Source organism: Aeromonas sp. QDB17 (assembly GCF_027705305.1).
In the GTDB taxonomy this organism is placed as follows: domain Bacteria; phylum Pseudomonadota; class Gammaproteobacteria; order Enterobacterales; family Aeromonadaceae; genus Aeromonas; species Aeromonas caviae.
This window is the reverse complement of the sequence record NZ_JAPDBP010000012.1, coordinates 70,551-91,882: the sequence shown is the minus strand read 5'-3', so window position 1 is coordinate 91,882 and position 21,332 is coordinate 70,551. Positions and strand designations below refer to the sequence as shown.

17 protein-coding genes are annotated in these 21,332 nt (G+C 65.4%); 15 read left to right on the top strand and 2 right to left on the bottom strand.

The annotated features are described in order from the left end of the window. Window positions 1-64: 64 nt before the first annotated feature. Window positions 65-631, bottom strand: coding sequence for an LON peptidase substrate-binding domain-containing protein (locus OKC41_RS11860; protein ID WP_010676027.1), 567 nt, complete (start codon window positions 629-631; stop codon window positions 65-67). A gap of 314 nt (window positions 632-945) precedes the next feature. On the opposite strand from OKC41_RS11860, the gene argS reads away from it, so the two are divergent. The 4 genes from argS to hslU all read left to right on the top strand — a co-directional run bounded on the left by argS (window position 946) and on the right by hslU (window position 5,687). Further along, entirely contained in the window at window positions 946-2,691 is a 1,746-nt protein-coding gene (argS, locus tag OKC41_RS11855; RefSeq protein WP_010676028.1) for an arginine--tRNA ligase, read from the top strand. A 3-nt stretch (window positions 2,692-2,694) separates the two neighbouring features. Then, window positions 2,695-3,543, top strand: coding sequence for an SPOR domain-containing protein (locus OKC41_RS11850; RefSeq protein WP_201895011.1), 849 nt, complete (start codon window positions 2,695-2,697; stop codon window positions 3,541-3,543). Window positions 3,544-3,729: 186 nt separating this feature from the next. After that, the gene (hslV, locus tag OKC41_RS11845; RefSeq protein ID WP_005306539.1) at window positions 3,730-4,263 is read left to right on the top strand and encodes an ATP-dependent protease subunit HslV; all 534 of its coding nucleotides are present in this window, start codon (window positions 3,730-3,732) and stop codon (window positions 4,261-4,263) included. A gap of 95 nt (window positions 4,264-4,358) precedes the next feature. Next, entirely contained in the window at window positions 4,359-5,687 is a 1,329-nt protein-coding gene (gene hslU, locus OKC41_RS11840) for an HslU--HslV peptidase ATPase subunit (RefSeq protein WP_010676031.1), read from the top strand. 88 nt (window positions 5,688-5,775) lie between these two features. On the opposite strand, the gene OKC41_RS11835 is transcribed toward hslU, so the two are convergent. Continuing rightward, entirely contained in the window at window positions 5,776-7,200 is a 1,425-nt protein-coding gene (locus tag OKC41_RS11835; protein WP_201895010.1) for an MFS transporter, read from the bottom strand. A gap of 168 nt (window positions 7,201-7,368) precedes the next feature. Here OKC41_RS11835 and OKC41_RS11830 point away from each other — a divergent pair, with 168 nt between their 5' ends. The 11 genes from OKC41_RS11830 to mgtE all read left to right on the top strand — a co-directional run bounded on the left by OKC41_RS11830 (window position 7,369) and on the right by mgtE (window position 21,327). Continuing rightward, the gene (locus tag OKC41_RS11830; RefSeq protein WP_069652384.1) at window positions 7,369-8,289 is read left to right on the top strand and encodes a LysR family transcriptional regulator; all 921 of its coding nucleotides are present in this window, start codon (window positions 7,369-7,371) and stop codon (window positions 8,287-8,289) included. Window positions 8,290-8,561: 272 nt separating this feature from the next. Then, window positions 8,562-9,203: a TetR/AcrR family transcriptional regulator gene (locus tag OKC41_RS11825; protein ID WP_201895009.1), complete on the top strand. Its 642-nt coding sequence runs from the start codon at window positions 8,562-8,564 to the stop codon at window positions 9,201-9,203. Between the two features lie 85 nt (window positions 9,204-9,288). Further along, window positions 9,289-10,257, top strand: coding sequence for a secretion protein HlyD (gene hlyD, locus OKC41_RS11820; RefSeq protein WP_039039648.1), 969 nt, complete (start codon window positions 9,289-9,291; stop codon window positions 10,255-10,257). After that, entirely contained in the window at window positions 10,254-12,023 is a 1,770-nt protein-coding gene (locus OKC41_RS11815) for an ATP-binding cassette domain-containing protein (RefSeq protein ID WP_201895008.1), read from the top strand. The genes hlyD and OKC41_RS11815 overlap by 4 nt, the downstream gene beginning before the upstream one ends. Continuing rightward, a complete protein-coding gene (locus tag OKC41_RS11810) occupies window positions 12,020-13,129 on the top strand; it encodes an ABC transporter permease (protein WP_201895007.1) in 1,110 nt (369 codons plus the stop codon). The genes OKC41_RS11815 and OKC41_RS11810 overlap by 4 nt, the downstream gene beginning before the upstream one ends. A gap of 3 nt (window positions 13,130-13,132) precedes the next feature. Beyond that, the gene (locus OKC41_RS11805) at window positions 13,133-14,233 is read left to right on the top strand and encodes an ABC transporter permease (protein WP_201895006.1); all 1,101 of its coding nucleotides are present in this window, start codon (window positions 13,133-13,135) and stop codon (window positions 14,231-14,233) included. A 305-nt stretch (window positions 14,234-14,538) separates the two neighbouring features. Then, window positions 14,539-17,085, top strand: coding sequence for a nitrite reductase large subunit NirB (gene nirB / locus OKC41_RS11800; protein WP_270672051.1), 2,547 nt, complete (start codon window positions 14,539-14,541; stop codon window positions 17,083-17,085). After that, complete coding sequence (gene nirD, locus OKC41_RS11795) at window positions 17,085-17,402, top strand: nitrite reductase small subunit NirD (protein ID WP_270672053.1); 318 nt, start codon at window positions 17,085-17,087, stop codon at window positions 17,400-17,402. Before nirB ends, nirD begins: the two co-directional genes overlap by 1 nt. Window positions 17,403-17,538: 136 nt before the next feature. Further along, window positions 17,539-18,351, top strand: a complete 813-nt coding sequence (gene nirC / locus OKC41_RS11790) for a nitrite transporter NirC (RefSeq protein WP_201888796.1) — start codon at window positions 17,539-17,541, stop codon at window positions 18,349-18,351. A 12-nt stretch (window positions 18,352-18,363) separates the two neighbouring features. After that, complete coding sequence (cysG, locus tag OKC41_RS11785) at window positions 18,364-19,770, top strand: siroheme synthase CysG (RefSeq protein WP_270672050.1); 1,407 nt, start codon at window positions 18,364-18,366, stop codon at window positions 19,768-19,770. Window positions 19,771-19,902: 132 nt separating this feature from the next. Further along, window positions 19,903-21,327, top strand: a complete 1,425-nt coding sequence (gene mgtE, locus OKC41_RS11780; RefSeq protein ID WP_010676044.1) for a magnesium transporter — start codon at window positions 19,903-19,905, stop codon at window positions 21,325-21,327. Window positions 21,328-21,332: the final 5 nt, after the last annotated feature.

Below are 21,332 nucleotides of genomic sequence, written 5' to 3'. Positions count from 1 at the left end.
CCTCGCGTGTGGTGTTCACCCCCAATACGGTGAGCGAGGAAAAAGGATCACCGGGAAGGGGAATTCAATGGCTCGCGACCAGCAGACCGCTCAGCAGGGAGAGGGTGGGCTGGTTGTCCTTGGCCGCCACCAGCCACTGTTTTTGCTCCACCGGGATGGGCAGCACCTCCAGCCAGCGCTGGGCGACCCAGCTCGCATCCTCCCAGTCCGGCTCCGGATAGAGGGCCGCGTACTCCGGATAGTCGTTGAACACGTCCTGCAACGCCTTGGCCAGGGAGTGCTGATCCGCCTGGAGCCTGCCGCTCTGCCAGGGGGGCAGGGGCTCCACCTCGCCGACCCGCAGACCGTCCTCTTCCTGCCAGAGATCCGTGATGCGCACCCGCTCCACCCCGAGCACCGTGATGCCGAGCAAACCATCGGGCAGCAGATCGAAATCGATGATGCGCACCCGGGTGGCGATGGGGTACATGTTGCGCAGCGCGTCGGGCTGGCGGGGGTCCAGCATGCAGAGCGCGAACTCCCGCTCCCGGGACTCGGCGATCATGCGCTGGTATCTGGGCTCGAAGATGCGCAGCGGCATGATGCCGCCCGGCAGCAGGTGAGCGGAGAGTGGAAACAGTACCAGTGTCATGGGAATCATCCTCCAACGGCGTCCTCAAAGGATACGACCGCCACGGGAAGCGGGATCATTCAGATCGAATCGGTATAAATAACCCTGTCATAATCAGGGGAAAATAGCCTGGACAAGCCGTTTCGTTATGCAGTAGAAATGGATAACCACCACTTACCCAAATCAATATCCTGCAATGTGGTGGAAAACGCAGTGAAATATCCGCCACACCCACGGGTGCGGGCCGTTCCTATAGTTTTCTCGGCCCGATGCGGGTAAAATTCACGCCCTTATCCAGTCAGTCACTTTTCGACGCGCAACCTCGGTGGTCAGTTATGAAAGAGCATATTCATCATCTACTTGAACAAACGGTAGCCAATCTCAAGTCCGCAGGCGTCCTGCCCGCCGACCTGGAAGCCCGGGTGCAAGTAGACCGATGCAAGGAGAAGGCTCACGGCGACCTGGCCACCAACCTGGCCATGCTGCTGGCCAAACCGGCCCGCAAGAACCCCCGCGAACTGGCCGCTGCCATCATCGAGCACCTGCCCGCCTCCGATCTGATCGCCAAGGTCGAGATCGCCGGCCCCGGCTTCATCAACTTCTTCTTCGACCCGAGCTGGCTGGCCGGTCAGGTGGAAGCCATGGTGACCTCCGACAACGCCAACGTGAAGCTGCCGGCGCCGCAGACCGTGGTGGTGGACTACTCCGCCCCCAACGTGGCCAAGGAGATGGCGGTGCACCACATCCGCTCCACCGTGCTCGGTGACGTGGCCGCCCGCGCCCTCGAATTCCTGGGCCACAAGGTGGTGCGTGCCAACCACATCGGCGACTGGGGCACCCAGTTCGGCATGCTGATCGCCTATCTGGAGAAGATGGCCAACGAGCACGCCTCCGACATGGAGCTCAAGGACCTGGAAGCCTTCTACACCCAGGCCAAGCGTCACTATGACGAAGACGAAGCCTTCGCCGAGCGCGCCCGCAACTACGTGGTGAAACTGCAAGGTGGCGATGAGTACTGCCGCACCATGTGGAAGAAGCTGGTCGACATGACCATGGAGCAGAACCAGCGCAACTACGACCGTCTGAACATCTCCCTGTCCAACAAGGACATCATGGGCGAGTCCATGTACAACGACATGCTGCCGCAGATCGTTGCCGACCTGAAAGCCAAGGGGCTGGCAGTCGAGAGCGAAGGGGCCACCGTGGTCTTCCTGGACGAGTTCAAGAACAAGGATGGCGAGCCCATGGGCGTCATCATCCAGAAGAGCGACGGCGGTTTCCTCTACACCACCACCGACATCGCCTGCGCCAAATACCGTTACGAGAACCTGGGCGCCGACCGGGTCATGTACTTCATCGACTCCCGTCAGCACCAGCACCTGATGCAGGCCTGGACCATCACCCGCAAGGCGGGCTATGTGCCGGAATCCGTGCCCCTCGAGCACCACGCCTTCGGCATGATGCTGGGCAAGGACGGCCGTCCCTACAAGACCCGCTCCGGCGGCACCGTCAAGCTGGTCGACCTGCTGAACGAAGCGGAAGAGCGCGCCAGCGCCCTGCTGGAGAGCCGCAACAGCGACCTCTCTGCCGAAGAGAAGGCCCAGGTGGTGCACGCCATCGCCATGGGCGCGGTCAAGTATGCGGATCTCTCCAAGAACCGCACCACCGACTACATCTTCGACTGGGATCTGATGCTGTCGTTTGAAGGCAACACCGCCCCCTACCTGCAATACGCCTACACCCGCATCCAGTCCATCTTCCGCAAGGCTGGCGTCGATGCCGATACCCTGAGCGGCAAGGTGGTCCTGAGCGAAGACGCCGAAGAGACCCTGGCCCAGAAGCTGATCCAGTTCTCCGACGCGGTCAACGGCGTGGCGGACAAGGGGATGCCGCACCTTCTGTGCACATATCTCTATGAATTGTCTGGCAACTTTATGACCTTCTACGAAGCCTGCCCGATCAACAAGGACGGCGTGGACGAGGCGACCCGCCAGAGCCGTCTGCTGCTGTGCGCCGCCACCGCCAAGGTGCTCAAGCTGGGCCTGGGCGTGCTGGGCATCCACACCCTGGAGCGCATGTAATAGATGGCGACCCGGGATTACGTCGGCAACAGCCCGAGACGACGGGCGGGTGGCCGTAACATCAAGAAAGCGGCCCCTCGCCGCTTTCCTGTTATCCCGGCACTGCTGGCCGGGGCCCTGGTCGTCGGTTTCGGCGCCTTCCTCTACCTCATCAACGGCAAGGGCGCCGATGCCCCCACCATCGAAGAGCAGGTGAAGGCCAACAAACCCAAGGCACAGGGCAATACCCTGCCCCAGGAAAAGTGGAGCTACATTGAGCGGCTGGAGAACAAGCAGGTGGACATCATAGAGCCGCCGCCCCAGCCGGGCGTGCTGCCGCCCCCGCCTGCCGAGACCATGACCCTGCAACCGGAGAAGCTGCCCAAGCCGGTCGCGACCGATATTCCCCAGCCGGGAACCCCCATCGGTCAGGTACAGCCCTACAAGCCGCAACCGGTGCAACCGGCCAAGCCGGCCACCGGTGCCCCGGTCGCCAGCGCCCGGGAGCAGGTGATCGACCAGAAGGCCGAGCGTGAGCGGATGGAGCGGGAGATCCGCGCCGAACTGGAGCGGGAGCGTGCCGAGGCCGCCAGGGCCAAGGCAGCGACCCAGACTGCACAGACCGCAGCCGCCGACGGCGGCCGCTACATGATGCAGTGTGCCGCCCTGCGCTCCCAGGATTCCGCAGAATCCCTCAAGGCGCGCATCGCCTTCACCGCCGGGCTCTCCTCCAGTCTGCAGGTGGTGAACGGGGCCGGTGGCGCCGTCTACAAGGTGATGGTGGGCCCCTTCAACGGCAAGGCGGCGGCCGACGCGGCCAACCGCAAGCTGCAGGGCTCGGGCATCAGCGGCTGCATCCCCAAGAAGGGGTGATCGCCGCGTTCATGCACAGGGCCGGGTGGCAACACCTGGCCCTGTTTCTTTTGGCGCCATCCCGCGCCCACCCGATCCCTCCTCCGCGATCCGTGCTCGGCACAGGCTTGAAAAGCCGTTTTGCCATCCCCATCTTTTCCTCCATGCACAGTCAGGCCGTCATTCGGCTCAAGCGAGGTAAGTAAAGTGACTACCATAGTTTCAGTTCGCCGCAACGGTCAGGTCGTCATCGGTGGCGATGGCCAGGTTTCTCTTGGCAACACCGTCATGAAGGGCAACGCCCGCAAGGTTCATCGCCTCTACAACGGCAAGGTACTGGCTGGTTTCGCCGGCGGCACCGCCGACGCCTTCACCCTGCTCGAGCGCTTCGAAGCCAAACTGCAGGCCCATCAGGGCAACCTGGAGCGCGCCGCCGTGGCGCTGGCCAAGGACTGGCGCACCGATCGCGCCCTGCGCCGCCTCGAGGCCCTGCTGGCCGTCGCCGACGAGCACAAATCCTTCATCATCACCGGCAACGGTGACGTGGTGCAGCCGGAGCATGATCTCATCGCCATCGGCAGCGGCGGCAACTTTGCCCAGTCCGCCGCCATCGCCCTGCTGGAGAACACCGAGCTCGACGCCAAGAGCATCGTCGAGAAGTCCCTCAAGATTGCGGGCGACATCTGTGTGTTCACCAACGGCAACCACACCATCGAAGTGCTGGATTATTCAGCTAAATAAGTCGGCGAAATAGGGCCGCCAAATAAGGCCGCCTTGCCAGACGCCCCATTTTCCAAGGGGTGGGCCCTGCCTGCCCCGGATACAGGAACGCCATCATGTCCGAGATGACCCCGAGAGAAATCGTCCACGAGCTGGACAGACACATCATTGGTCAGGCCGACGCCAAGCGCGCGGTCGCCGTCGCCCTGCGCAACCGCTGGCGCCGGATGCAGCTCTCCGAGGAGATGCGCCACGAGGTGACCCCGAAGAACATCCTGATGATCGGCCCGACCGGCGTCGGCAAGACCGAGATCGCCCGTCGCCTGGCCAAGCTGGCCAACGCCCCCTTCATCAAGGTGGAAGCGACCAAGTTCACCGAAGTGGGCTATGTGGGCAAGGAAGTGGACAGCATCATCCGCGATCTGACCGATGTCGCCATCAAGCTGGTGCGCGAGACCGAGATGGAGAAGATGAAATACCGCGCCGAGGAAGCCGCCGAAGAGCGCATCCTCGACGCCCTGCTGCCCAACCCGCGCAACAGCTGGGGTGAGGAAGAGAAAGCCGACAACTCCAACACCCGCCAGATTTTCCGCAAGAAACTGCGGGAAGGTCAGCTGGATGACAAAGAGATCGAGCTGGATCTGGCCGCCTCCCCCATGGGTGTCGAAATCATGACCCCGCCGGGCATGGAAGAGATGGCCAACCAGTTGCAGGGGCTGTTCCAGAACCTGGGCCAGAACCAGAAGAAGAAGCGCAAGATCAAGGTCAAGGAGGCCATGAAGGCGCTGATCGAAGAAGAAGCAGCCCGCCTGGTCAACCCGGAAGAGCTGAAGCAGAAGGCCATCGCCTCCGTCGAGAACAATGGCATCGTCTTCCTCGACGAGATCGACAAGATCTGCAAGCGCGGCGAGAGCTCGGGCCCGGACGTTTCCCGTGAAGGGGTTCAGCGCGACCTGCTGCCGCTGGTCGAGGGCTGCACCGTCAACACCAAGCACGGCATGGTCAAGACCGATCACATCCTGTTTGTCGCCTCCGGTGCCTTCCAGATCGCCAAGCCATCCGACCTCATCCCCGAGCTGCAGGGCCGTCTGCCGATCCGGGTCGAGCTGACCGCCCTGACCACCGAAGACTTCGAGCGCATCCTGACCGAGCCGAACGCCTCCCTGACCGATCAGTACAAGGCGCTGATGGCCACCGAAGGGGTCAACATCGAGTTCACCCAGGATGGCATCCGCCGTCTGGCCGAAGCGGCCTGGCAGGTCAACGAGCGCACCGAGAACATCGGCGCCCGTCGTCTGCACACCGTGATGGAGCGGCTGATGGAAGACATCTCCTATGACGCCTCCGAGAAGTCCGGCGAGACCTTCGTCATCAACACCGACTACGTCAATGCCCACCTCGGCAAGCTGATTGAAGACGAGGATCTGAGCCGCTTCATTCTGTAACAGGTTGATCGATAAAAAGGAGCTGAGCGATTTACTATCCTGCTCAATCCCATAGCAAGACGCCTCCCCTCTGGAGGCGTCTTCGTTTTCAGCGTTCTCCCGACTCGCAGCCGTCCCGGGCCACATCACCCTGCACGGCACGCTCCTCCCTTCCCGCCAACCAGAGCGCACTCATCAGCAGCAAGGCCGTCAGGGCGAAGGTGACCCGGGTGGCAAACGCCAGCTCGTCCGCCGTCGCAAGGGCGAGATCGGGCCGCCCCGCCAGGGCGGCGAACAGGCCCCCCAGCCCCGCCGCCCCCGTCAGCTGGCCCAGGTTGCGCGACAGGGTCAGCAGCCCGGCCACGGCGCCCCGGCTCGCCCCCTCCGCCTCCCCCACCACGGCGCTGTTGTTGGCGGTCTGGAACAGGGCATAACCGGCGGTGAGCAGCAGGATGGGCAGCAGGTAGCCGAGGGGCCCGAGCGCCCTGTCCAGCAAGGCCAGCAAGACGGCGGCCACCACCATGAGTCCCAGGCCGAGGCGCACCACAGGGTTCGCCCCCACCCTGTCCACCAGCCAGCCGGCGGGCATGCCGGACAGTGCCGCCAGCAGGGGGCCCATGGAGATCATCAGCCCCACCGTCCCCATGTCGAGGGCAAAGGCGCCGTGCAGGTAGAAAGGACCGATCAGCAAAGTCGCCACCATGACGCTGGCCACTAGCGCACTGGCGATGATCCCGCCTCTTCGCCTGGACGCCCCCAACAGCGCCAGGGGCAGCAGGGGGCGACGGGCGCCCGAGTCGGCACGCACGAAGAGCACCATGGCGACGAGCGCCCCTATCCCCGGCCAGACCCCGAGTGGGCTGCCCCGGGTCAGTGCCAGCCCGTAGCAGAGCAGCGCCGTCACCAGCAGCAACAGACTGGTGAGCGGGAGGCCTCCCTCGGCAGAGCCCGCCTCATCCCGGGGCAGATCGCGCCAGGCACACCCCAGCGCCAGCAACGCCAGGGGGAGCAGCAGCAGGAAGGGAGCCTGCCAGCCAAATCCGCCGATCAACAGGCCGCCAAAGGAGGGGCCGAGCGCCGTGCCGCAGGCCGACAGGGTGCCGAGCAATCCCATGCTCCAGCCCCGTCGGGCTGGCGGCACCAGCTCTCCTGCCATGGCCAGCGAGAGCACCAGCATGCAGGCCGCACCGGCCCCTTGCAGGATGCGAGCGGCAATGAGCCAGCCAATGGAAGGGGCCAGGGCGCACAGCAGGGAAGCCAGCGCAAAGACCCCGGTCCCCCAGAGCAGCACGCGACGCCGCCCCAGACGATCGCCCAGCCGGCCCGCCACCACCGTCAGACTGGTGATCCCAAGCAGGTAGGCCACCAGCACCCATTGCAGGCTGGCGAAGGGCACGCCGAAGTCCTGCCCCAGGGCAAGCAGCACCAGGTTGGCCATGCTGCCCGCCAGCATGGGTAGCAGGGTGGCGAGCCCGAGCCCCGCGAGACCAAGACGGCGCGTCACGGGAGGGGAAACAAGAAGTGGTGTTGACATGGCAGTCTCTCCGGCAAGTGATGATGCACTCAGGCTAACGGGGGTAGTGACAAGGCGGAAGACGCACGGATTGCAGCTTATAGTTGCACCAGACGCCATATGAAGAGACGGCAACTCGCGTATCATGAAGGAGTCGGCCCGTCAGGCGCCGCCTGCGAGGAGACGACCATGACCCCGGATTTCAACCTGCTGATCACCCTGGATGCCCTGCTGGAAGAGGGCAGTGTGGCGGGCGCCGCCAGACGGCTAGGCCTGAGTGCTTCCGCCATGAGCCGGGCCCTGGCAAGGCTGCGGGAGACCACGGGGGATCCGCTGCTCGTGCGGGCGGGACGCGGCCTGATCCCCACCCCCCGGGCGCAGATCCTGCGGGATGAGGTCGCCCGCCTGGTTCAGGAGACCCGGGCCGTGCTGCGCCCCCAGCAGGAAGTAGACCCGGCGAGCCTGGAGCGCACCTTCCGCCTGCGATCCAGCGACGGCTTCGTGGAAGCGGTGGGCCCCGCCCTGCTGGCGCGCCTCGCCGTCGAGGCCCCAGGGGTGCGGCTGCACTTTCTGGCCAAACCCGACAAGGAGAGCGGCCCCCTGCGCCGTGGCGAGCTGGACTTCGAGACCGGAGTCATCGGCGCCACCACGGCCCCTGAGCTACGCACCCAGGCCCTGTTCCAGGACCACTTCGTCGCCGTGGTGCACCCGGACCACCCCCTCTGCGACGGCACCCTGACCGTGGCGCGCTATGCCGCCGCGCGCCACGTGCTGGTCTCCCGCCGGGGCCAGCCTCACAGCCCCATCGACGAGATCCTCGCAGGCCAGGGGAAGAGACGCACCATCACCACCCTGGTTCCCGGGTTTGCGACGGCGCTGGCCCTGGTCAGGGAGAGCAATCTGGTGGCGACGGTGCCGCACCTGCACTGCGCCAGCCTGCTCGGCGATCTGGTCACCCTGCCACTGCCCTTCGCTCTGCCAGGGATCCGGGTCGCCCTGCTCTGGCACCCCAGTCAGGATGCCGATCCGGGCCACCGCTGGCTGCGCGCCCTGATACGGGACACCTGCGCCCGGCCCCCCTATCACACCGGGGCCACCGACACCCCCTGATCCGGGTCAGGCAGCTCCCGGCTCCATCACCAGCCTCTTGTGGCCCGGGCGCCCGCACCCGGGGCCTGAAGCGCCTTTCACCATCCCGTCACACCGACATGCCTGTGGCTTGGGCGCAAGCGGTAGATCCTTCCCCCTGCCGGACGGGGATCACGGCCCCTCAGAGCGGGGCGGATCACATTGCGGGCAAAAAGATCCTGCCACCCGCTTCCGCATTTTTTATACGGTCGTATAATTGCGTACAAAATGCATACACCAGGAGCGCCAGCCAGATGCACCCCACCCGTCAGAAACTGCTCGATACCGGCCTCGCCATCGCCACCGAGAAAGGGCTGCGCGGCCTGACGGTGCGCGAGCTGGCGGCAGCGGCCGAGGTGAACCTCGGCTCCTTCGTCTACCACTTCGGCAACCGCGACGCCTTTATCGACGAGTTGGTCGAGCTCTGGTACGCCCCCCTCTATGACGAGCTCAAGGCGGTGGCAGCCAAAGGCTCCTACTCCTCTGCCATCGCCATGTTCGAGGCGACCATGGAGGCGCTGATCGGGCTGGTGGCGCGCCAGCGCGGCTTCATCAACCACCTGTTTGGCGATGCCTTGGCGGGTGAAGGGGCGGCCCAGCGCTTTCTGCTCAGTCTGCCGCGCCGTCATCCCCTGCTGCTGATCGAGCAGGTACGGATGGCACAGGCGGAAGGGTCGCTGGTCGCGGGTCACCCGCTCCAGCTGATGATCTTCATCATGGGGTCGGTCGGCCTGCCGCTGGTGATCGCCGGCAGCGGTCGCCAGCTCGGCTGGCTGCCCGAACAGGCCGCCCCCTTTCTCAGCCAGATAGACAACCCCGAGGCCGCCAGACAACGGCTGGTATGGGCCCTGCGCGGCCTGCGCCCCACCGACATGAAAGAAGGAGAAACGGCATGAAACAACGCATCGCGATGCTAGCTCTGCTGCTGGCCGTTCTCGGTGGTGACCTCTGGCTGCAGAGCCATCCTCAAGGAGAAGCAGCATGAAACAACGCATTGCAATCGTGGCCCTGCTGCTAACCGTTATCGGTGGCTACCTCTGGTGGCAGGGGCGCCCGGCCGACGGCTCCATCCTCTACGGCAACGTCGACATTCGCGACGTCAATCTGGCCTTTCGGGTCGGCGGACGCGTCGATCAGGTGCTGGTCGATGAGGGGGATAGCGTGAAAGCGGGTCAACTGCTGGCCCGCCTCGATCCGGTTCCCCTCACCCACAGCCGCGACAGCGCCCGCGCCAATCTGGCTGCGCTCACTGCCGCCAACGCCTTGATCCACAAAGGCTATCGCAGCGAAGAGACCGACCGCGCCCGGGCCGCACTGGCCGCCGCAGACGCCGCTGCACTGGAGGCCAACCAGCAGTGGCGCCGCCAGAGCGCATTGGCAGCCACCGGCGCCATCTCCCGCGGTCAGCTCGATACTGCCCGCTCCCAGCGGGATCAGACCCAGGCGCAGGTGCGCTCGGCCCGCGAACAGCTCGCCCAGCTCGAAACCGGCTACCGCCCGGAGGAAATCGCCCAGTCCGATGCCCAGCTGGAAGGGGCCAAAGCGGCGCTCGCCAGTGCCGAGCTGGCGCTGGCGGATGCCAGCCTGACCACCCCCAGCGACGGCATCATCATCAGCCGCGCCATCGAGAACGGCAGCATGGTGCAGAGCGGAGCGACCGCCTTCAACCTCTCCCTGACCGCGCCGGTCTGGGTGCGCGCCTATGTGGAGGAGCCCTGGCTCGGCCACTTCCCGAGCGGCGCCAAAGTGACGCTCACCACCGACTCGCGGCCGGATCAGCCCTATCACGGAGTAGTGGGATTTGTCTCGCCCACCGCCGAGTTCACTCCGAAATCGGTGGAAACGCCGGATCTTCGCACCCACCTCGTCTACCGGCTGCGCATCGTGGTACAGGATCCCGACCCGGCCCTGCGCCAAGGGATGCCGGTCACCGTCAGGCTGGCCCCATGAGCTGCGCCATCTCCCTCGAGGGGCTCACCAAACGCTTTGGCGATCGGGTCGCCCTCAACGCCATCTCGGCCACCATTCCGGCTGGCGGCATCACCGGGCTGGTCGGCCCCGACGGCGCGGGCAAGAGCACTTTGCTGCGCCTGCTGGCCGGTCTGCTGATCCCCGAAGCGGGCACCATCCGGGTGCTGGGGCTGGACCCGGTGAGCGAGGGGGATCTGCTGCGTCAGCGCCTCGGCTACATGCCCCAGCAGTTCGGCCTCTACGAGGATCTCAGCGTGCTGGAGAACCTCACCCTCTACGCTGACTTGCGCGGCGTACTGGAGCCCGAACGCACGCCCACCTTCGCGCGGCTGCTCGCTTTCACCGATCTCGCCCGCTTCACCGCAAGGCCGGCGGGCAAGCTCTCTGGCGGGATGAAGCAGAAACTCGGGCTGGCCTGCGCCCTGCTCGGCACCCCGGATGTGCTGCTGCTCGACGAACCGGGGGTCGGAGTCGATCCCATATCCCGCCGCGCCCTCTGGCAGATGGTGCGCGAGCTGGCAAAAGGGGGGATGACGGTGCTCTGGAGTACCGCCTATCTCGATGAGGCGGAGCTGTGCGACCACGTGCTGCTGATGGCGGATGGCGAGGTGCGCACCAGCGGCACGCCAGCCGATCTGATGGGGGCCATGGCCAGCCGCTGCTGGCTGCTGGAGGCAGGGCAACTGGATGGCCGCGAGCGGCGCGCCCTGCTGCGCCGGGCACTGGCTCACCCGGCGGTGATGGATGGCGCGGTGGCGGGGGAGCGGGTGCGCCTGCTGCTGCACCCGGGCAGGACGCCCCCACCGCTGGCAGAGCTGCATCTCGCCAACGGCGCCTTTCAACCGGCCCAGCCCCGGCTGGAGGATGCCTTTATCGACCTGCTCGGCGGCGGCCCCGGCGGTGAGTCGAGTCTGGCAGCCGGGATGCGGGAAGCCGAACTGCCGCAGGGGGTCTCCCCCGAGGCGGTGATCGAGGCGCGCCACCTCACCAAGCGCTTCGGCGATTTTGCCGCCACCGATGATGTCAGCTTTGCGGTGCGCCGCGGCGAGATCTTCGGCCTGCTCGGCCCCAACGGGGCGGGCAAGTCCACCACCTTCAAGATGGAGTGCGGCCTGCTGCGCCCGAGCGAGGGGCAGGCGCTGGTGACCGGCATCGATCTGGCCCACAGCCCCTCGGCGGCACGCCAGCGCCTCGGTTACATGGCGCAGAAGTTCTCCCTCTACAAGCAGCTCACCGTGGCGCAGAACCTCTCCTTCTTCGCCGGTATCTACGGCCTGTTCGGCCGCCACCAGCAGACGCGGATCGATGCCATGGTGACTGCCTTTGCCCTCGCCCCCTGGCTCGATCAGAAGGCGGAATCCCTGCCGCTCGGCCTGCGCCAGCGCTTGTCGCTCGCCTGCGCCCTGCTGCACGAGCCGCCGCTGCTGTTTCTCGACGAGCCCACCTCCGGGGTCGATCCGGTGACCCGGCGCGAGTTCTGGTCGCACATCAACGCGCTGGCCGACCACGGCGTCACCGTGCTGGTCACCACCCACTTTATGGATGAGGCGGAGTATTGCGACCGCATTGCCCTCATCTATCGCGGCAAGCTGCTGGCCCTCGGCACCCCGGACGAGCTCAAGGGGCTGGCCGCCAAAGAGGCGGCGACCTCTTTGCCAACCGGTTCCTTGCCGACCTGTTCTTTGCCAACAATGGAAGAGGCCTTCATCACCCTGGTCGAGCGGGCCAGCGAGGAGGACGCATGAGCATCAACCGTCGACGACTGCTGGCCCTCTGCCGCAAGGAGTCGCTGCAAATCGTCCGTGACCCGAGCAGCATCCTCATCGCCTTCATCATGCCGGTGGTGCTGCTGGTGGTGATGGGCTACGCCATCAATCTGGATGTGGACCATCTGCGCCTCGGCATCTGGCGCACCGACAGCGGCGCCCCGGCGGTGCGGCTGGAGCAGGCCCTGCGCGGCTCTACCGCGCTGGAGATCCACAGCGGCCCGAGCAAGGAGTCCCTGCTCGCCAGTCTGGCCCGTGGCGAGATCCGCGGCCTGCTGGTGATCGATGACGGCTTCTCCCGCGCCATGGCCGGTCAGGGCAATGGCGCGCCGCAGGCGCTGCTGCTGACCGACGGCTCCGAGCCCAACACCGCCAACTTCGTCACCAACTATGTGCAGGGGATCTGGCAGGGGTGGCTCGCTGGCGAGGGGGTCGCCATGCCGGTGTCGATAGAGAGTCGCGCCTGGTTCAACCCGGCGCTGGTGAGCCGCAACTTTCTGGTGCCGGGCTCCATTGCGGTTGTGATGACCATCATAGGCGCCCTGCTCACCTCCCTGGTGGTGGCGCGGGAGTGGGAGCGCGGCACCATGGAGGCGCTGCTCGCCACCCCGGTGACCAGGACAGAGCTGCTGCTCTCCAAGCTGCTGCCCTACTATGGCCTTGGCATCATCGCCATGCTGCTCTGCCTGCTCTTCTCGGTGGCGGTGATGGGCGTGCCCTGGCGCGGCTCCCTGCTGCTGCTCTTTCTGGTCACCAGCGTCTTTCTCGGCAGCGCCCTCGGGCTCGGGCTGTTCCTCTCCACCGTGATGCGCAGCCAGTTCAATGCCGCGCAGGCTGCGCTGATCGCTGCGTTTCTGCCCGCGGTGATGCTGTCGGGCTTCGTGTTCGAGATCGCCAGCATGCCACCGCTGCTTCGGGCCATCACCCACCTCATTCCGGCCCGTTACTTCGCGAGCTCCTTGCAGACCCTCTATCAGGCGGGCAGCGTCTTCTCGATCCTGCTGGTCAACGGTTTCTGTCTGCTGCTGCTGGCCGGTTTCTGGCTGGCCCTGACCGCCCGCAAGACGCGGCGCACTCTGGAGTAACCCATGCTGATCCGACTCTGGTGGCTGATCCGAAAAGAGCTGCAGGCCCTGATGGGCAACACCCAGGGGCGCTTTCTGCTCATCATGCCGGTGTTGCTGCAAACCGCCCTCTTCCCGTTCGCCGCCACTCTGGAGGTGACCGGCAACACGCTGGCCATCTACAACCAGGATGGCGGAGCCCAGAGCCGCGAGCTGCTGGAGCGCCTCACCCATATGCCCGCCTTCACCACCATCATCCCGGTGCAAGGCGAGGCGGGCATGACCGAGGCCATCACCGGACAGCAGGCGCTCCTCGGTCTGGTCATCCCGAGCGATTTCTCCCGCCGGCTGGCGCGGGGCGAACCGGCCAAGGTGCAGCTGATTATCGATGGCCGCCGCTCTAACGGGGGTCAGGTGGCGGCGGGCTACATCAGTCAGGTGATCGCCCGCTGGCAGAATGAAGAAGGGAACGCAGGCAAGGCGCCGCCGACCCTCGCGGTGCGCAACCTCTACAACCCCAATATCGAGTTCCACTGGCATATCCTGCCGGCCCTGGTGGCCATCATCACCACCACCGGCTGTCTTATCGTCACAGCCCTCTCGGTCGCGCGGGAGCGGGAGGAGGGCACCTTCGATCAGCTGCTGGTTTCCCCCCTCACCGCAGGCTGGATCATGGCGGGCAAGGCGGTGCCCGGCATCCTGGTGGCGGTGGGACAAGGGTGCATAGTCGCGCTGGCCGCCCGTTTTGTCTTTCACCTCCCCTTCGCGGGGAGCCTCAGTCTGCTGCTGGCGGGCATGGTCTGCTACGGCCTGGCACTGGCCGGGATCGGGCTCTTCATCTCGTCGTTCTGCTCGACCCAGCAACAGGCCTTTCTCGGGGTCTTCTCCTTCACCGTGCCGGCGGTGATCCTCTCGGGCTATATCTCGCCGGTGGAGAACATGCCCCAGGTGTTCCAATGGCTGGCGGCCATCGACCCCCTCACCCACTTCATCGTGCTGCTCAAGGGGGTCTTTTTGAAGGGGCTCGGCTGGTCGGCCGCCTGGCCCCTGATCTGGCCCCTGCTCGCCATCGCCGGCGTCACCCTGTCGCTGGCGCTCGCCATGTTCCGCCGCCATATCGTCTGACTCGCCACCTTGCTCAGCTGATGCCCATTGATACCGGTCTCGCCAGTGCGAGACCGGCCTTTTTCCGACATAAGTTTTCACTCCCCGACAGTTGGTAAACCGGGCTTTCCCTCCACCATCCCTCACCCCGAGCCAGCCCAGAAATCATTAACTGGTATACCTATTTTTGTATAGTATTGAATTTTCTCGAATTACCCCTGAGGAGATATATAAATAGACACTTGATTTGCATCAATCGCCCGCCCCGACTGACTGGGTAGCCTAGCCCCAGAATGATGTTTTATTACTCCAAACTTGAGGCAACTATGAGCAAAGTCAGACTGGTCGTTGTGGGCAACGGCATGGTGGGGCACCGCTTCATCGAAGAGCTGATCGAGCGGGCCGATCCGGGCCGCTACGAGATCACCGTCTTCGGTGCAGAACCCCGTCCCGCCTACGATCGCGTCCATCTCTCCTCCTACTTCTCCCACCACACCAGCGAAGATCTCTCCCTCGTCAAACCCGGTTTCTACGACAAGCACGGCATCCGCCTGCTGCTCGGCGAAGCGGTGAAAAAAATCGACAGGGCCAACCGCGAAGTGCACTCCAACAAGGGCACTGTGGTCGAGTACGACAAGCTGGTACTGGCCACCGGCTCCTACCCCTGGGTGCCGCCCATCCAGGGCAGTCAACACCACGAGTGCTTCGTCTATCGCACCATCGAGGATCTGAAAGCCATCCGCAGCGCCGCCAAGAGCGGCAAGAGCGGGGTGGTTATCGGGGGCGGCCTGCTTGGCCTCGAAGCCGCCGGCGCCCTCAAGGCGCTGGGTCTCGAGACCCATGTGGTGGAGTTTGCTCCGGTGCTGATGGCCGAGCAGCTCGACGGTCAGGGCGGCCAGCTGCTGCGCCGCAAGATTGAATCCATGGGCGTTCAGGTACACACCAGCAAAAGCACCAGCGAGATCCTGATGCATGGCGGCGAGCAGGCGAAACACCGCCTCGCCTTTGCCGATGGCAGCCAGCTGGAAGTGGACGTGGTGGTCTTCTCCACCGGCATTCGCCCGCAAGATACCCTCGGCCGTTACGGTGATCTCGCCATCGCCGAGCGCGGCGGCATCGTCATCGATGATCACTGCCTCACCTCAGACCCCGACATCTATGCCATCGGCGAGTGCGCCGCCTGGCAGGGCCGCTTCTTCGGGCTGGTGGCACCGGGCTACAAGATGGCCCAGATCACCGTCGACCATCTGCTCGGCGGCGACAGCAGTTTCGAAGGGGCGGACATGAGCGCCAAGCTCAAGCTGCTCGGCGTCTCCGTCGGCTCCATCGGTGATGCCCACGGCCGCACCCCGGGCAGCCACAGCTATGTGTTCCAGGACGATCAGGCCGGTGTCTACAAGAAGATCGTGGTGAGCGAAGACAACAGCCGATTGCTCGGCGCCGTGCTGGTGGGTGACGTGGAAGATTACGGCAACCTGCTGCAGATGATGCTCAACGCCCTGCCGCTGCCGAGCCACCCGGACACCCTGATCCTGCCCGCCTACGCCGGTGCCAAGCCGACGCTGGGGGTGGATGCCCTGCCGGAAAGCGCCCAGATCTGCTCCTGCTTCGACGTCTCCAAGGGCGACATCGCCAAGGCGGTGGCCGAGGGTCACACCACCCTTGCCGCCATCAAGCAGCACACCAAGGCCGGTACCGGCTGCGGCGGCTGCGTGCCGCTCATCAGTCAGGTGCTCAACGCCGAACTGGTGAAGCAGGGCATCGAGGTCAACAACCACCTCTGCGCCCACTTCCCCCACTCCCGTCAGGAGCTGTTCCATCTGGTCAAGGTGGAGGGGATCAGGAGCTTCGACGAGCTGCTGGCCAAGCACGGTCAGGGCTATGGCTGCGAGGTGTGCAAACCGACCGTCGGCTCCATCCTCGCCTCCTGCTGGAACGAGCATGTGCTGAGCCCGCGCAATATCCCGCTGCAGGACACCAACGACATCTTCCTCGGCAACATGCAGAAGGACGGCAGCTACTCCGTCATCCCGCGCATGGCCGGTGGCGAAGTGACTCCGGAAGGGCTGCTGGCGGTGGCCGAAGTGGCCCGCGACTACAAGCTCTACACCAAGATCACCGGCGCCCAGCGCATCGGTCTGTTCGGGGCCCAGAAGGATGACCTGCCCGCCATCTGGCGCAAGCTGCTGGCAGCCGGATTCGAGACCGGTCAGGCCTACGCCAAGGCGCTGCGTATGGCCAAGACCTGCGTCGGCAGCACCTGGTGCCGCTTCGGCGTGCAGGACAGCGTTGGCCTCGGGGTCTTCCTCGAGAACCGCTACAAGGGGATTCGCACCCCCCACAAGATGAAGTTCGGCGTCTCCGGCTGTACCCGCGAATGTGCGGAGGCCCAGGGCAAGGATGTCGGCATCATCGCCACCGACGCGGGCTGGAACCTCTATGTGGGCGGCAACGGCGGTATGAAGCCGCGCCACGCCGACCTGCTGGCGTCTGACCTCGACCGCGAGACCCTCATCAAGCTGATCGACCGCTTCATGATGTTCTACGTCACCAGCGCCGACAAACTGCAGCGCACCTCGGTCTGGCTCGGCAATCTGGAAGGGGGCGTCGACTACCTGCGCGAGGTGATCGTCGACGACAAGCTGGGGCTGGCCGAGACGCTGGAGCGTGATATCCAGACCCTTATCGACAGCTACGAGTGCGAATGGTCGCGCACCCTCAACGAAGAGGAGGCGCTCAAGCGCTTCAGCCACTTCATCAACAGCGACAAGCGCGACCCGGACGTTCAGTTCGCCAGCGAACGCGACCAGCACAGACCCGCCACTCCGGCCGAGCGCATCCCCGTCTACCAGATCGAGGTGAAAACCAAATGATGAAACTTGCCTGCCAACTCAACGACATCCTGCCGGGCACCGGCGTCTGCGCTCTGATCGAGGGTCGTCAGATCGCTCTGTTCCGCCCGAGCGCGGCCGCCGAGGTGTTCGCCATCGACAACCGGGATCCCTTCTTCACCGCCAACGTGCTGTCGCGGGGCCTGATTTGCGAACACGACGGCGAGCTCTGGGTGGCCAGCCCGCTCAAGAAGCAGCGCTTTCGCCTGAGCGACGGCCACTGTTTCGACGACCCTGAGATGTCGGTGCAGAGCTACCCCGTTGAAGTGCGCGACCAGCAGGTCTGGGTCGCCGTCTAACACCAGACCCCACCCCGGCCCTCCCCTTCACAGGGGAGGGAGCAAAAAGCCCCTCCCCCTTGACAAGGGGGAGGCAGGGAGTGGGTTAAAAAACAGTCAGGGCTGCCCGCGGGCGGCCCTCTTGAAGGAAACAAAGATGTATACCGAAACCATCAACAAGTGCGCCGCCAACGCGGCCCGCATCAATCGCTTCGAGCGCAGCGACAAGCTCGGCTTCTGGCTCAGCTCGGCCATGGCGGGGGCCTATGTTGGCCTTGGCATCATCCTCATCTTCACCCTGGGCAACCTGGTGGATCCCGCCATCCGTCCGCTGGTGATGGGGGCCACCTTTGGCATCGCCCTGACCTTAGTTGTCATCGCCGGCTCCGAGCTGTTTACCGGCCACACCATGTTCCTCACCTTCGGGGTGAAAACGGGCAAGATCACCATGGCCGACCTGCTGCGCATCCTGCCGCAGACCTGGGCGGGCAACCTGATTGGCTCCATCGTGGTGGCGCTCATCTACTCCTACGGCGGCAGCCTGCTGCCGGACGCAGGCAGTCTGGCCCACAAGGTGGCGCTGGCCAAGACCCAGGCACCGGCGCTGACCCTGTTTATGAAGGGGATCCTCTGCAACTGGCTGGTCTGCCTCGCCATCTGGATGGCGCTGCGCACCGAGGGTGCCGCCAAGTTCATCGCCATCTGGTGGTGCCTGCTCGCCTTCATCGCCTCCGGCTACGAGCATTCGGTCGCCAACATGACCCTGTTCGCCCTCTCCTGGTTTGGCGCCCACTCGGAGGCCTACACCCTGAGCGGCATCGGCCACAACCTGCTGTGGGTGACCCTGGGCAACACCGTCTCCGGTGCCCTCTTCATGGGCCTCGGCTACTGGTATGCCACCCCCAAGGCTGAGCGCCCGGTCGCGGTGAGCGACGCCACCACCACTGCCAGCCAGACCCAAACCGCCTGATCAGGAGGCCCCATGGACTACTTGCCCATCTTTTGCCGACTCGACAACAAACCCGTGCTGCTGGTCGGCGGCGGCGAGGTAGCACAGCGCAAGGCGCGCCTGCTGCTGGATGCCGGTGCCCAGCTCACCGTGGTCGCGCCCGATCTCGACCCAGAGCTGGCGGAACTGGCTGCCAACGGTAGCATCGAGTGGCTGGCCGGTGAATTCGCGCCGCAGCAACTGACTGGCAAGTGGCTGGTGGTGGCCGCCACCGATCGGCGCGAGGTGAACGCCCTGGTCTACCAGAGCGCCAATCAGGCGCGGATCTTTGCCAACGTGGTGGACGATCCGAAGCGCTCCAGCTTCATCATGCCGTCGATCATCGATCGCTCGCCGCTGATGGTGGCCATCTCCTCCGGCGGCAAGGCGCCGGTGCTGGCTCGCTTGCTGCGGGAAAAACTCGAAGCCCTGCTGCCGCAGCATCTGGGGGCCGTGGCGACCTTCGCCGGCAGCCTGCGGGAGCGGGTCAAGGCGCGCTTCGCCATCATGGGAGAACGGCGCCGCTTCTGGGAACGGCTGCTCGGAGCGGACCGGCTCGGGCAGGCGCTGGCACGGGGCGATCACGCTTCGGCCAATCAGCTGGCCGACAATCTGTTTGCCGACGAAAGCCAGACCGCTGGCGAAGTGGTGCTGGTCGGTGCCGGCCCCGGCGATCCGGGTCTGCTCACCCTGCACGCCCTGCGCCAGATGCAGCAGGCCGACGTGGTGGTCTATGACCGGCTGGTCTCGGACGAGGTGATGGCGCTGGTGCGCCGCGACGCCAAGCGCATCTTCGTCGGCAAGCAGGCGGGCAACCACTGCGTGCCGCAGGAGGGGATCAACCAGCTCTTGCTGGAAGAGGCCAAGAAGGGGCAGCGGGTAGTGCGGCTGAAGGGGGGCGACCCCTTTATCTTCGGCCGTGGCGGCGAGGAGCTGGAGACACTGGTCGGCACAGGCATCGGCTTTCAGGTGGTGCCGGGGATCACCGCGGCCAGCGGCTGCGCCGCCTACGCCGGTATTCCACTTACCCACCGCGACCACGCCCAGAGCGTTCGCTTCGTTACGGCGCACGGCAAGGGGGGCGCCCGGGATCTCGACTGGCCGCTGCTGGCCAAAGATCGGCAAACGCTGGTCTTCTACATGGGGCTCTCCTCCTGCGCCACCATCCGTGAGCAGCTGCTGGCCCACGGCAAGGCAGGCGACACCCCGGTGGCGCTGATCGAGCGCGGCACCCAGCCCTGCCAGCGGGTCATTCGCGGCACTCTCGATGAGCTGCCCGCGCTGGCGGTGGGGGTCGAGAGCCCGGCCCTCATCATGGTGGGTTCGGTGGTGACCCTGGCGGACCAGCTTGCCTGGTTCGGGCAAGAATGCACCGCCGACGCGGCCCTGGCCTCGGCCTGATCGCTGCATCCATTCCAACGCCACCCTCGGGTGGCGTTTCTTTTTCTGCATTTACTGTCATAACCTCTTGTTTTGAGTCTGGTATCCTATGGGGACTGTCCGCCGGATCACCGAATTCAGGAATTCTGCTTCATGTCCCTCCCCCCCAAGAACAGCGCCAAACAGCGTGAACACGACAGAGCCCGCATCCTCACGCTGCTGCTGGCCGATGACGCCCTCACCGAGAGCCTGCTCGACCCGCAAGGGGAGCAGGACGCAGCGCTTCGGGACCAGACCAGCGAGCTGACCCGGCTGGTCAACAGCCTGCCCGCCGCCGATATCGCCGATGCGCTGGAGTCCCTGCCGCCGGACGAGCGCCACGTGCTGTGGCAGCAAGTGGATGCAGACAAGCACGGCCAGATCCTGGTGGAGGCGTCGGAGACGGTGTGGGACAGCCTCATCAGCGGCATGAGCGACAAGGAGCTGCTGCACGCCCTGAGCACCCTCGACATCGACGACCAGATCTACCTGGGCCAGCACCTGCCCCGCAACCTGATGGGGCGGCTGCTCACCTCCATGGCGCCGGTGGACAGGGACAAGGTGCGGGAGGTGATCCGCTACGGCAAGCACACCGTCGGCGCCATGATGGACTTCGAGCTCATCACGGTGCGGCCCGACGTGACCCTGGCCACCGTCCAGCGCTATCTGCGCCTGCGCGGCCAGATCCCCGAGAACACCGACAAGCTGTTCGTCACCGATCGGCGCAACCGGCTGCAGGGGGAGCTGCCCCTCACCGCCGTGCTGCTGCACAAGCCCGAAACCCTGGTGAGCGACGCGATGGAGAAGGATCCGGTCACCTTCGATCCGGAAGACAACGACGAGGCCGCCGCCCGCACCTTCGAGCGGGACGACCTGGTCTCCGCCGCCGTGGTGGATGCCAGGGGCAAGCTGATGGGCCGGCTCACCGTCGCCGAGGTGGTGGATCTGGTCTATGAGGAGAGTGACACCGACCTGCGCCGCATGGGGGGGATCAGCGAGGAAGAAGACGTGTTCGCCCCCGTCTCCAAGGCGGTCAAGACCCGCTGGGCCTGGCTCGCCATCAATCTCTGCACCGCCTTCGTGGCGTCGCGGGTGATCGGCCTGTTCGAGCACACCATCTCCCAGCTGGTGGCGCTGGCGGCCCTGATGCCCATCGTCGCCGGCATCGGCGGCAACACCGGCAACCAGACCATCACCATGATAGTGCGGGCGCTGGCGCTGCAGCATATCCAGACCGGCAACGTCTCCTTCCTGCTGTGGCGCGAGCTGGGGGTGGCCCTGATCAACGGCCTGGTGTGGGGCGGCATCATGGGCATCGCCACCTTCCTGCTCTATCAGGATGCGGCGCTGGGGGGCGTGATGACGCTCGCCATGATCCTCAACCTGCTGGTGGCGGCCCTGATGGGGGTCATCATCCCCATGACCATGAGCCGGCTGGGGCGCGACCCTGCGGTGGGGGCCAGCGTGATGATCACCGCCATCACCGACACCGGCGGCTTCTTCATCTTCCTGGGGCTGGCGACCCTGTTCCTGCTCTAGGGCCA